The sequence below is a fragment of the Staphylococcus sp. HMSC65H10 genome (genome assembly GCF_001839185.1).
GTDB lineage: Bacteria > Bacillota > Bacilli > Staphylococcales > Staphylococcaceae > Staphylococcus > Staphylococcus simulans.
The window spans coordinates 2,804-16,294 of sequence record NZ_KV840398.1 but is presented as its reverse complement, the minus strand read 5'-3'; the positions used below and the strand labels follow the sequence as shown (position 1 = coordinate 16,294).

The following is a 13,491-nucleotide window of genomic DNA, read 5'->3' as shown; positions in this document are numbered from 1 at the left end:
CAAGCTGAAGCCCAAAGAAAAGACGCCGTAATATACTGTTGTCACAGTACTTTACGGCGTCTGGATCCATTAAGATTTGTCAGCTGCTTTTGGCTTATCTTTTTGTAATTCACTCATTTCGTCTAACTTAGTCGAACGTGAGTAAGGTGTTTTAATTTTATAAGATGCTTTGATAATTAAGTGACTGGATAAAGGTCCAGTAATCAAGATGAATAAAATCCCAATAATCAATTGTGGATTCACATAATGATCATGGCCAATAAAGAATAAGAAGACACCTAATAATAAACTCATTGAACCTAAGGTTGCTGCTTTACCAGCAGCATGTGCACGGCCATAAACATCTTTCAAACGTAAAAGACCAATGGCAGAAAGGGCACTGATAATCGCACCGACAACTACAAAGAATAATGACAAACTAATCATTATCGCGTCGATCATGTTCAATCACCTTACCTTCCTGCATGTATTTCGCGAAGACAGCTGTACCTAAGAATGCGATGATTCCAATTAACAGGATTGTTACAATCATGTATTTGGTATCTAGGAAGATACTGAACAGAGCAACAATCGCCATAAATTGAATACCGATCGCATCTAAAGCTACGACTCTGTCGGCAAGAGAAGGGCCGAGAATCACACGTACCAACATACCGAGTATCGAAAGTGCAACGACAATCAATGCGATTATAATAACGACATTATAGGCAAACATTATGCTTCTCCCACCTCTCTGACAGCTTTTTCTAAGGAAGATTTAATACCTTCAACTTCCTCTTCTTTCGTGCTGAAATCTAAACAATGAATATAGATTTTCTTGTTATCATCACTGACGCCAAGAACGATAGTCCCTGGTGTAAGGGTGATGAGTGTACTTAATACGACAACTTCCCATGGTTCTTTTAAATCTGTATCGTAGACAAAGAATGCAGGTTCGTTATCCATTTTCGGTTTAATGACAATGCGGATTACATCAATATTCGCTTTGATGAGTTCAACTAAGAAGATAATCATCAATTTGATTACGTAATAAAGTGTAACCACATAGAAACGTCCAGGTAGTAACTTACGCATTAAGAATACGAGTAATAAACCGAAGACGTATCCTAATACAAAGTTATTAAGAGTGTAGCTGTCATTAACGAACAGCCAAAATATAGCAAGTAATAGATTCACGAGTACTTGAATTGCCATATTATTTCACCCCCAGTACGCTGTCGATATATGCTTTAGGATTATAGAATGTGACAGCTGCTTCTTTAACGAATGGATACAACCATTCCGCTGCGAAACTAAAGACCACACATAGCGCAACAGCTAGAATTGCGACACTTAATAGGCCGCGGTAGTGTAAATGCGGATTAAATGTATAACCTTTTGACTCTCCGAAGAATCCTCTGATAAAAATCTTCATCACAGAATATAAAATTAAGAGACTAGATAATAAGACGACAATACCGCTGATATAAAATCCTTGTTCAAATGCGGCACGAACGATATACATTTTACCGTAGAAACCGCTGAAAGGTGGAATACCTGCAAGGTTTAAACATGCGATAAAGAATGTCCATCCTAAAACAGGATAATGTTTTATCAATCCACCGAACTTTCTGATATCTGTGGTACCAGTGATTTTAAGCATGACACCGATTAAGAAGAATAATGCTGCTTTAATCAACATGTCATTAACTGTGTAATATAATGCGCCGATGATACCAGCTTCATTCATCATTGCCACACCAACTAGGATGATACCAACCGCAATCATGATGTTATATAAAATGATTTTCTTCGTATCATTGAAGCTGATTGCCCCGATAGAACCGAAGATAATCGTTAATAACGCTAAGATCAGTACTGTGTAGTGCGAGAATGTCAGTGTGTGTGCAAAGAATAAACTTAATGTTCTCGCAATCGCATAAACGCCGACTTTCGTAAGCAAGGCACCAAAGAATGCGATAATCGCAAACGGTGGTGCATAGTAAGCCCCAGGTAACCATACGTACATAGGGAAGGCACCGGCTTTCGTTGCGAATACAAAGAGGAACATCACGAATACAATGCTGACAAGTCCGCTTTGTGTATCAGATAAGTGTCCCAATTTCTGACTGATATCTGCCATGTTCAATGTTCCGACAACTGCGTACAAGATACCAACAGCCACTACGAAGAAGGCTGAGGATGCAACGTTCACAAGTAAGTATTTGATCGTTTCTTGTAATTGTATCTTCGTACCGCCAATAACGAGTAGGGAGTATGAAGAAATCAAGAATACTTCGAAGAATACGAACATGTTGAAGATATCACCTGTGATAAATGCACCGATAATACCTGTTTCCATGAACATGACTGCGAAATAGTAATAATATGTTTCACGGTGTAAACCGATTGATTGATATGAGAACAAAATAATCAATATAGTTACAATTAAACTAGTAATTACTAATGTTGCACTGAATAAATCAAGTACAAATACGATACTGTATGGTGCTTTCCAAGAACCTAATTCTAATTTCAAAGGTCCATGGTGCCATACGTTGATAAAGTTCCAAATGGCAAGACCTAATGCGATTAAAGATCCGCCTAAAGCGACATAACGTTTAATGAAAGGACGCTTGCCGATAAATACAAGAATCACTGCAGTAATCATAGGTGTAATCAACATCGCAGCGATTAAGTTATCTAGCATCATCATCTTCTGGCACTCCCTTCATTTGTTCTACGTTGTCAGTTCCAAGTTCCTTATAGCTTCTGAAAGCAAGTACTAAGAAGAACGCTGTAACTGCGAATGAAATAACAATCGCAGTTAAGATTAACGCTTGCGGGATAGGGTCGACATAACTTTTTGTTCCGTATTTAAAGATTGGAACAGAGCCTTCACCTAAGCCGCCCATTGTGATTAAAAACAAGTTTGCAGCATGTGTTTGAACTGCGGTACCAATAATGATTCGAATCAAGCTCTTAGACAAAATGAGATAGATACTGATTGATGTTAAGATACCGCAAACAATAATCATAATTATTTCCATTACTCATTCTCTCCAATCGCTAAAATAATTGTCATTACTGTACCGACAACGGCTAATAATACGCCTAGGTCAAAGAATAATGCTGTATGGATCTCCATAGGTTTTAAGAGTGGAAGCGGTACTTCGAATACTTTATGTGTAAAGAAGTTTTTGTGATAGAACCAGCTTGCAACAGGTGTCATAACACAAAATGTAAGACCAATCGCAATCAGCTTCTTAAAATCCCACGGGAAAATTTTACGCATTGTTTTCACATCGAAGGCCACCGCAACGAGTACTAATGAACTTGAAACAAGTAAACCTCCAATGAATCCGCCACCGGGTTGGTAATGTCCATTTAGGAATAGTGAAAAGGCGAACATGACAATTAAGAAGAAAATGACTACTGTTGAGTATTGAAAGATAATATCATTTTTCTGTTTGTTCATTTTCATCCACCCTTTCATAACCATTTTTATGTTTAGAACGTAATTTAATTAATGTGTAAACTGCTAGACCAGCGATACCTAATACAGATGATTCGAATAAAGTATCGGTACCACGGAAGTCAACAAGAATAACGTTAACCATGTTGTTACCATGTGCTAAACTATGGACATTTTCTTTGTAGTAAGCCGCAATAGAATCGAAATGTTTATTACCATATGCGATTAAACCAAGGATTGTTACTACGATACCGACACCAGCCGCGATTACGGCGTTTGTTACTTTAAATGAAGTCGTTTCGTTATAACGGTTTAAGTTTGGTAAATGGTAGAAACATAATAAGAACAATGCGGTTGAAATTGTTTCAACTACGAATTGTGTTAATGCTAAGTCTGGTGCGTTAAAGAAGATATAGAATATCGCCATAGAATAACCCACAGCACTCAGCATGATAATACTGAACAGTCTTGAACGTGCAAAGACTAACATAATTGCAGCTGCTAAAATCATCACAACAATGATAACTTCATATGAACGTACACGACTGACATGACTGAAATCAAATGCAAATGGCAATGCAAGTACAGTAACAGCAGTTAATACGATTAAACTGCCCATAATGACTACAAGTTTATTACGGATAAATCCGCTCATGTAAGTATGTGTCACTTGTTTAGAGAATACCGGTAAGTTGTCTGCTGAACGATCATAGAAATGATTTAGTTCGAGACGCTCTGGGATATTCTCTAGAACTTTAACCCACTTATGATAAGTGAAGATTAATAGAATACCGATTGCGTAAATAACTAAAGTTGAGAAGAATGCAGGTGTGAATCCATGGAATAAATGAAATTCTGCATCTGGCAACTTCGCATTACGTATTGCTTGGCTTGCCGGATCAATAATCGGTTTTGCTAATAATGTTGGGAATAAACCGAATACCACTACTAATACTGCTAAGAAAGCAGGAGCAATCCACATTAACACTGATGGTTCGTGTGGTTTATGTGGTAAAGATTCAGGTTTGTATGAACCCCAGAAAATTTGACCGATAAATCTGACTGAATATACAAATGTAAAGATACTACCTAAAATCGCGACAATTGGAATCAAGACACCTAACGTGTTCAAGCTGAAAAGAGGTGCTTGTGTAACATTAATCATTGCTTCAAGGAAGCTCTCTTTTGATAAGAAACCGTTAAATGGCGGCACACCAGCCATACTTAACGCTGAAATGACTGTAATTGTAAATGAAATCGGCATAATTGTCATTAAACCACCGAGTTTACGTACGTCACGTGTTCCGGTTTCGTGATCGATAATACCTGCAACCATGAAGAGTGCACATTTGAATGTGGCATGGTTAATTAAATGAAAGACTGCTGCGATAAATGCGGCTGCATAAAATTGACTTTGTGAACCTTGGAAGTGGAAGCTGACAGCTCCGATACCAAGCATTGACATGACCATACCGAGTTGTGAAACAGTTGAGAAAGCTAAGATACCTTTCAAATCTGACTGTTTTGTCGCATTTAAAGATGCCCAGAATAATGTGACTAATCCAATTGCAGTGACTGTCCAAATCCAACCTTGTGATAATGCAAAGATTGGTGTAAGTCGTGCAACTAAGTAAATGCCCGCTTTGACCATTGTTGCAGAGTGCAGATAAGCACTGACTGGCGTAGGTGCTTCCATTGCATCTGGTAACCAGATATAAAATGGAAATTGCGCTGATTTTGTCATTGCACCAAAGAGTATTAAAATCATAGCCAAGATAAAGAACGGGCTTGATTGAATCTCAGAGGCATGTGCAATAAGATGGCGAATACTTGTTGAATGTCCTGAAAGTGTCATTAAGATAAAGCCGCCGAGTAAAGATAAGCCGCCAAATACTGTAATTAATAATGACTTTTGAGCACCATAGAGTGAAGCCTCTCTAGTACGCCAAAATGAAATTAATAAGAAACTAGAAAATGATGTCATTTCCCAGAATAAATACAGCATAAAGACGTTATCTGATAACACGACGCCTAGCATTGCACCCATAAAGAGTAATAAATAACAATAGAAATTACCCAATTGTTCCTTTTTGCTTAAATAGCTAATTGAATAGAAGGTAACTAAAGCACCAATACCTGTAATCAATAAACTGAACAATAAGCTTAATCCATCAACATATAAATTGTAGTTCATACCAATTTGCGGCATCCATGGTAATTCCGCAAAACGTGTTTTACCTGACATCGTTGTCGAAATATAAGTTAAGAAATAAATAAATAAAACGACGGGGACAGGTAATGTGAACCATCCTATATGTATACGCTTAATGAAACGATAAACAATAGGGATAATGAGTGCAAAAATGAACGGCACCAATACCGCTGCATGTAACCAACTCATTATTTGTCCTCCTTTGAATATAAGATAACCTCATTATACATCAATGTGAAGTGTGTAAAAACCTTGTTTTCCGGTAACACGCTTACATTTCGGGGGTCTTTTAAATAAGAAGAAACCCATAATAAATTATTTAAAATTTTGTTTGTACTGAATGCCATAATCATTCTTTAGCGTATTTAAATTGTGTAAAGACATTTTCGCATGTTCAGTATTTTCTTGTTTTAATTGTTCTTCATAATTTGTAATCGCTTGTTGTAAAGAATCTACATAATCTAAAGGTTCAACATTGAATTCACGTAATTTTGATTTAGGTGTGAATCTTTTTTCATAATGACTGAGTGCGCGACGTTCATGGAAGAAGACGGCCTCTGTTGCTGTTGGATCATGTAAATCACCTTGTTTAGGATGTTTGATGACTTGTTCAACTTGAACTAAGACTTCACCGTTGTCTTTCTCTTCTACAATTGAAACACCATAGCTTCCTGTTTTATGTGAAAAACGATATAACATTTTAATACTTCCTTTCTGTGGTATATGTTAATATTGAGATACATCAATCTTAACATGAATGGAGTATTAATTATGGCAAACTATCCTCAATTAAATAAAGAAATCCAAGATAATGAAATTAAAGTCGTAATGCACACAAATAAAGGTGACATGACTTTTAAACTATTTCCTGATTTAGCACCAAAAACTGTTGAAAACTTTGTGACACATGCTAAAAATGGTTATTATAACGGCATTACTTTCCACCGTATTATCAACGATTTTATGGTACAAGGCGGCGACCCAACAGCAACTGGTATGGGCGGTGAAAGTATTTACGGTGGTGCGTTTGAAGATGAATTCTCTATGGAAGCATTCAACTTATATGGCGCATTATCAATGGCGAACGCTGGACCTAACACAAACGGTTCACAATTCTTCATCGTACAAATGAAAGAAGTACCTGAAAACATGTTGAATCAATTAGCTGATGGCGGTTGGCCAAAACCAATCGTAGAAGCATACGGTGAAAAAGGCGGAACACCTTGGTTAGACCAAAAACACACAGTATTTGGTCAACTTGTTGAAGGTGAAAATACTTTAGAAGATATCGCAAATACTAAAGTAGGTCCTCAAGACAAACCAGTTCATGATGTAGTTATTGAATCAATTGACGTTGAAGAAAAATAAGTAGACAAGCATTTCAAATAGATGATGCAGCTCGATTTGTGGTGACGCAAATCGGGCTTATTTTAAGAAAAGATAAAGGAGGTTAATTCTCAGTGGAAAAGAACGAGGTCAATATTGCGTTATATCAACAACTCGCAGATTGGAATCCGATGAACTTTCAGGATCAAACGATGGGGGATGCTGAAGTGTATGAAATGATGGATGCAGTTCATCAAATTGACGATACACAGGCATTAGCACAAAAGTTCCAGGATATCTTTATGTATTCATTTGAAGAAAAACTTCCTATAGAAGAATGTCAGAAACAAGCTGAAGCGGCATTGTCATTAGAAGGTACATGCGGGTTATAAATAGACAGTAAGCTTAAACTAAAAAACATCATATGTATTAAAAAGTAAGCGAGATTATAGAGTGCTATAAGGTTTAACCCTTAAAGTATACTATAATCTCGCTTTGTTTTATTACGTTTGTGTTACGTTTTTGTAAATTTTACATGTAGAAATTATGTTGATGCTTATAAACTATAATGTTGAAAGTCTTATTGTGCACATTAAAATATGCCGGTAATAGTAGATGCAACCGTAGTTTATATGTATTATGCACCATTATTTTTAAAATAAATAACTGAATACTATAAAATACCATTAAAACTTCATGGAACCTATTTTATATACAATTGTGTCACTCCGTTTTATAATTATAAAGTAGTTCAAAATTTAATATATCGGAGGACATCAAATGAAGAAGTTGGATTTTTTGCCTAACTTAAGAAATCGCTATTCAATTAGAAGATTTACTGTAGGTACAGCATCTATTCTTATTGGATCACTTTTATTCTTAGGTCACAATGGCGAAGCCAAAGCAGCGGAGAGCACAAACGATAACACAGTTGTAGAGGCATCTAAAGATACAAGTACATCCCAACAAGAACCGGTAGAGAACACAGTGCCACAAGATAAAATAACAGACACTATTCAACAAGCTGGAAACACTCAAACTACATCCAATGTATTGGAGACAGTTAAGACAGACGCATTGTCTAAACTTTCTACATTTACACATTTAACTGAAGAAACAGTTAAACAATATACTGCTGAAGTCAAACAAGCTCAAACTGAAGCTGACGTTCAAGCAGTTGTTGACAAAGCACAAAAAGCAGAAGCTGAAGCAGTGAAACAAGCTGAAGCCGAACAAACGAAAACAGTTGATTCTACAAAAGAACAATCAGCAGCTACTACTGAAGTTCCTAAATCAACAACTGAGTCAGTTAAAGAAGAAACTAAAGCTGATACAATATCAGCAACAACTTCTGAAACAAACAATACTTCAGAAGCTAAAACAGTGACTTCAACAGACCAAGCAACACCAACAGACCAAGCAACACCAACAATAGAATCAACACCGCTATCTACCGAACAAAAGGTAGATAAAGTAAAAACTGAACTTGCCTCAGATTATGACAGTTCAAAAGTAGATGCAGCATTAGCTGTTATCGATACTACAGATTTAACAGAGGATCAAATTAAAGCAGAAGTGTTAAAACTTTTACTTGAGCAAGGTTCAGCACAAAAAGATTTATACAGCCCACAAGTGACAAAATTAAGATCAGCAGTAGAAGAACCAACGACAGCAGTACGTACATTTTCAGTTGATACCTCTTTAAAAGATGATGTCGTGGTGACGCCTGAAAACTTTAATCAATACTTCATTACTCACGGGATTGCATACTATGATCAAACAAAAGGTATTGCTACATTAACTCCTGATTTTCCAAGTTTAAGAGGTTCAATTACTTTAGATACAAAAATGAACGTTAATAAAGACTTCCATTTTACCGGAGCAGTTAACTTGGGGGACAAATATGAAGGCCATTCTAGAGATGGAGATCCAGGTGGTGATGGACTTGCCTTTGTTTTCAACCCAGGTGATCCTAACGTCATTGGCGAGTACGGTTCGGGACTAGGAATGGGCGGACTTTCTTATGCATTTGGATTTAAATTAGACACGTATGTTAATAAAAGCTTTGACCCTAAAGGTAAAACTAAACCAGACCCGATTGATTTCTATAATAAAGGAGCATTTGGAGCATTTATATTCGCGGACAAAGCGGGAACAGTAACTACTCAACCAGGTTTACCTGGATGGAAAGCAGCATTGTTAGATGTTCAGCCATCAAATAACCAATTCCAACCATTTACGATTGATTATGATGGTGATACGAAAGAAATGACTATCACATATGCAGGTCAAACCTGGAAACAAAGTATGAAAAAATACTTTAGTTATACACATAAAAATGAGTATTCTTTATCCATTTCTGCTTCAACTGGTGGGGCATATAACCTACAACAAGTAAAACTTGAAAAATTCACATATACTGCAGCTGCTTTATTAGAAGAAGATTTTGTAGATACAGATTTACAAGAATTAATCGATAGACCACTCCGTACCTCAGGTGATGTTGATAAGATTATTACTGTACAAGACCCTAGCACATACTTAGCAGACAAAGGCTATAAATTATTAAGTGAAGATACGTCACATGCGCCTACTTATGATAAAACTAAAAAAACAATTAAATTAACAAATGCGAGTCAATTTCTTGTTTACTATGTTAAAGATATTGAAGCACCGAAAATTGGTGATATAGCAGCGCCAACAGTAGATATTAATACAGAAATGAAACCGTTAGTTTTAGATATTACAGATAATAGTAAGCATCTTAATACGAAAACAGTGACAGGTTTGCCTGCCGGTGTAACATTTGATGAAGCTACAAATACAATCTCTGGTACACCAACTGCAGTGGGTACGTCTACAATAACTGTAACTGCAACTGACCATGCTGGTTTAAGCACTACTAAAACATTTACGTATACAGTAGTAGATACAAAAGCGCCAGATGTTACTTTGGTTGTAGATCAAACAACTGAAGCATATACACCGATGACACCAATTAATGTAAATGCTGAAGATAACTCTAAAGTTGCGCCGACATTAGCAGTAACAGGTTTACCAACTGGATTATCATTTGACCCAACAACAAAACAAATTACAGGTACACCAACAGTCGAAGGTACTTTTAAAGTAACTGTAAGCGCAACAGATGTTTCAACGAATGTTGGTACTTCAACATTTAATATTGTTGTTACGCCTAATACAGCGCTTGAAGCATTAAAAGCAGCAGTCGCAGATGCGAAAACTGTAAATAAAAATGACTACACACCAAAAAGTGTTGCAGCATTAGATGCGAAGTTAACTGAGGCAGAAGCATTAATTGCTCATCCTGAAAATGGTTCAACAGATCAATTTAATGCGAAAACTCAAGAAGTTAAACAAGCTAAAGATCAATTAGTGCGTAAAGCAGATAAAACAGACTTAGAAAAAGCTATTGCAGAAGCAAGTAAATATACAAACTTAGATCCAACTAAACCAATGGATCAACAATTAATTACAGCTTTAGCTAATGCGAAAAATACAGATACAGATCAAAATGCGACTCAAAAAGCAGTAGATGACAGTAAAAATAGTTTAAATAACGCTATCCAAGAAAAATTAAGAGCGGATGCATATGAAAAACTACAACAAGCTGTGATGAGAGGTGTACAAGTCGCAAAAACAGATGGTTATACACCAAACAGCTTACAAGCCGTTAAAGATACGATTCAAAAAGTAAATCCATTAGTAACAGCTTCTATGTCTGATGATCCAACAGTACGTAAACAATATACTGTTGAACAAATCGAACAAGCGACAAAAGACATCAATGATAGTATTTCTGGTTTAGTACGCCAAGCAGATAAAACAGAATTACAAAAAGCAATCGATAAAGCAGGTACTTTAGGTACATTAAATCCAGCAGATACTGAAGATAAAGCTGTTCAAGATAAATTAGCAGCAGCAAACACAGTTAAAGCAGATGGCAATGCCACAAAAGAACAAGTTGATCAAGCGACAGCTGATTTAAATAAAGCGATTGATCAAAAACTTTATCAAGATGCTTTAGATCGTTTGAATGCGGCAATTAAGGATGCGAAAGATGTAAACCAAGCAGATTACACACCAGCTTCAGTGACACCATTTGATGCAGCAATTAAAGCAGGTGAAGCGAAAGCAGCAGATAAAACAGCTACACCTGAACAATTAGATGCAGCAGCAAAAGCAATCACTGATGCAAAAGCACAATTACAACATAATGCAGATAAATCAGCATTAGAAGCGGCAATTAATAAAGCCAAAGCATTAGGTGCATTAAATGAAGCAGATGCTGAAGATAAAGCAGTCAAAGATGCCCTAACAGCAGGTGAAGGTGTTAAAGACAATGCGAACGTAACAACACAACAGGTAGCTGATGCGACAAAAGCTATTAATGATGCAATTGCGGCTAAAGAACATGCAGATGCATTAGATGCTTTAAAAGCAAAATTAGCTGAAGTCAAAGCGTTAGATAAAGCACCATTCACGCCTGATAGTGTGAATACTTTAAATGCACAAGTGACAGCTGGAGATGCAGTAGTTGCAGCTGAAAAATCTAAAACAACAGAAGAAATCAAAGCAGCAACAAAAGCATTAACAGATGCACAAAAAGCACTTGTGAAACAAGCAGATAAAACAGAATTAGAAAAAGCTATTGCAAAAGCGGGTACTTTAGGTCAACTTAATGCAGCTGATACTGAAGATAAAGCAGTTCAAGATGCTTTAGCAAAAGCAAACCAAGTCAAAGCAGATGGTAATGCAACTCCACAACAAGTGGCAGAAGCAACAGATACTTTAAATAAAGCAATCGATAAAAAACTTTACCAAGATGCCTTGGATGAATTAAATGCAGCAATTAGAGATGCAGAAGCTGTTACAAAAGCTAATTACACACCTGAAACTGTGACACCATTTGAAAAAGCAGTTACAGATGGTAAAGCAAAAGTAGCAGATTCAAATGCAACACCAGAACAACTTAAAGCAGCGGCACAAGCAATTAAAACTGCGAAAGATGCGTTAAAACAAAAAGCAAATAAAGCAGAGCTTGAAAAATCAATCGCAACGGCTGAAGCTTTACAACCGTTAAAAGCAGGAGATCCTGAAGATGACGCAGTTAAAGCAGCTTTAGACAAAGCAAAACAAGTTGATGCGAACCAAAACGCTGACCAAGCAGCTGTAGATGCAGCGAAAGTCGAATTAGACAATGCAATTAAAGCAAAACAAACACAAGATGCAGCAGATGCATTAAAACAAGCAGCACTTGATGAGTTAAAAGCAGAACTTGCAAAAGTCGCTAAAATTGATAAAAACAACTTTACACCTGATAGCGTTACGCCATTAACTGAAAAAGAAACAGCAGGCAATGCGATTGTTGCTAACCCTGAAAATAAAACAGTTGATGAAATTAAAACAGCAACACAAGCGTTGAAAGATGCTGAAAAAGGATTACAAGCTAAATCTGATAAAGCAGCATTACAAGCAGCAATTGATAAAGCAGAAGCATTAACAGGTTTAAATCCCGCAGATGCAGAAGATAAAGCAGTCCAAGATGCTTTAGCAGCAGCTAAAAAAGTGAATGATAATCCAAATGCGTCACAAGCTGAAGTTCAAGCAGCTACAAAAACATTAAATGATGCCGTAGCAGCTAAGGAACATGCAGATGCATTAGATGCTTTAAAAGCAGAGCTTGCAAAAGTGGCTGGTCTTAATAAAGATCAATACACACCAAACAGTGTAGCGCCTTTAAATACAAAAGAAGCAGATGGTAAAGCCATTGTTGCAGCACCAGAAGCTAAAACAACTGAAGAAATTAAAGCGGCAACGCAAGCGCTTAAAGAAGCAGAAGCCGGTTTAGTAGATAGAGCGGATAAAACTGCATTACAAACTGCGATTGAAAAAGCAGAAGCCTTAACAAACTTAGATGCAGCGGATAAAGAAGATAAAGCAGTTCAAGAGGCCTTAGCAGCAGCTAAAACTGTTAAAGAAGATGCTAATGCTACACCTCAAGCGGTTCAAGCAGCTACAAAAGCATTAAACGATGCTGTAGCAGCGAAAGAACGTCAAGACGCTTTAGATGAATTGAATAAAGCAATTAAAGCAGCAGAAGCTGTTAACAAAGATAGCTTTACTCCAGATTCAGTTGCACCATTCACAACAGCCTTAAATGATGGTAAAGCGAAAGCAGCAGATACAAATGCAACACCTGCAGAATTAAAAGCGGCAGCCAAAGCAATTACTGATGCACAAAATCAATTACAACCTGTAGCAGATAAAGCAGCATTACAAGCAGCCATTGCCAAAGCAGAAGCATTAAAAGATTTAAATCCAGCAGATAAAGAAGACAAAGCAGTTCAAGATGCTTTAGCAGCAGCTAAAACTGTAAATGATAATGCCAATGCAACACCTGATCAAGTCGCTCAAGCAACTAAAACATTAACTGATGCTTTAGCAGCAAAAGAACGTCAAGATGCATTAGATGAAT

11 protein-coding genes are annotated in these 13,491 nt (G+C 36.8%); 3 read left to right on the top strand and 8 right to left on the bottom strand.

The window, feature by feature from the left end; all coding sequences use genetic code 11:
• Positions 1-69: 69 nt before the first annotated feature.
• From HMPREF3270_RS10745 to kapB, 8 genes are all read right to left on the bottom strand, one after another.
• Complete coding sequence (locus HMPREF3270_RS10745; protein WP_070848738.1) at positions 70-441, bottom strand: Na+/H+ antiporter subunit G1; 372 nt, start codon at positions 439-441, stop codon at positions 70-72.
• Entirely contained in the window at positions 419-715 is a 297-nt protein-coding gene (locus HMPREF3270_RS10740) for a Na(+)/H(+) antiporter subunit F1 (RefSeq protein WP_002481851.1), read from the bottom strand. The genes HMPREF3270_RS10745 and HMPREF3270_RS10740 overlap by 23 nt, the downstream gene beginning before the upstream one ends.
• Positions 715-1,194 (bottom strand): Na+/H+ antiporter subunit E, encoded by a 480-nt coding sequence (locus tag HMPREF3270_RS10735; protein WP_002481852.1) that lies wholly within the window; start codon positions 1,192-1,194, stop codon positions 715-717. Before HMPREF3270_RS10735 ends, HMPREF3270_RS10740 begins: the two co-directional genes overlap by 1 nt.
• Before the next feature lies 1 nt (position 1,195).
• On the bottom strand, positions 1,196-2,692 hold the full coding sequence (locus HMPREF3270_RS10730; RefSeq protein ID WP_070848751.1) for a Na+/H+ antiporter subunit D: 1,497 nt from the start codon (positions 2,690-2,692) through the stop codon (positions 1,196-1,198).
• Positions 2,679-3,029, bottom strand: coding sequence for a Na+/H+ antiporter Mnh1 subunit C (gene mnhC1, locus HMPREF3270_RS10725; RefSeq protein ID WP_002481854.1), 351 nt, complete (start codon positions 3,027-3,029; stop codon positions 2,679-2,681). The genes HMPREF3270_RS10730 and mnhC1 overlap by 14 nt, the downstream gene beginning before the upstream one ends.
• A complete protein-coding gene (locus HMPREF3270_RS10720; RefSeq protein WP_002481855.1) occupies positions 3,029-3,457 on the bottom strand; it encodes a Na(+)/H(+) antiporter subunit B in 429 nt (142 codons plus the stop codon). Before HMPREF3270_RS10720 ends, mnhC1 begins: the two co-directional genes overlap by 1 nt.
• Positions 3,438-5,855, bottom strand: a complete 2,418-nt coding sequence (locus HMPREF3270_RS10715) for a Na+/H+ antiporter subunit A (protein ID WP_070848737.1) — start codon at positions 5,853-5,855, stop codon at positions 3,438-3,440. The genes HMPREF3270_RS10720 and HMPREF3270_RS10715 overlap by 20 nt, the downstream gene beginning before the upstream one ends.
• 126 nt (positions 5,856-5,981) lie before the next feature.
• Positions 5,982-6,365 (bottom strand): sporulation phosphorelay system protein KapB, encoded by a 384-nt coding sequence (gene kapB, locus HMPREF3270_RS10710; protein ID WP_070848736.1) that lies wholly within the window; start codon positions 6,363-6,365, stop codon positions 5,982-5,984.
• 72 nt (positions 6,366-6,437) lie between these two features.
• On the opposite strand from kapB, the gene HMPREF3270_RS10705 reads away from it, so the two are divergent.
• From HMPREF3270_RS10705 to HMPREF3270_RS10695, 3 genes are all read left to right on the top strand, one after another.
• The gene (locus HMPREF3270_RS10705) at positions 6,438-7,034 is read left to right on the top strand and encodes a peptidylprolyl isomerase (RefSeq protein WP_070848735.1); all 597 of its coding nucleotides are present in this window, start codon (positions 6,438-6,440) and stop codon (positions 7,032-7,034) included.
• Between the two features lie 92 nt (positions 7,035-7,126).
• Positions 7,127-7,384, top strand: coding sequence for a DUF1871 family protein (locus HMPREF3270_RS10700; protein WP_002481859.1), 258 nt, complete (start codon positions 7,127-7,129; stop codon positions 7,382-7,384).
• A 388-nt stretch (positions 7,385-7,772) separates the two neighbouring features.
• Positions 7,773-13,491 (top strand): lectin-like domain-containing protein (locus HMPREF3270_RS10695; RefSeq protein ID WP_141763148.1); only part of this gene is annotated, 5,719 nt, incomplete at its 3' end.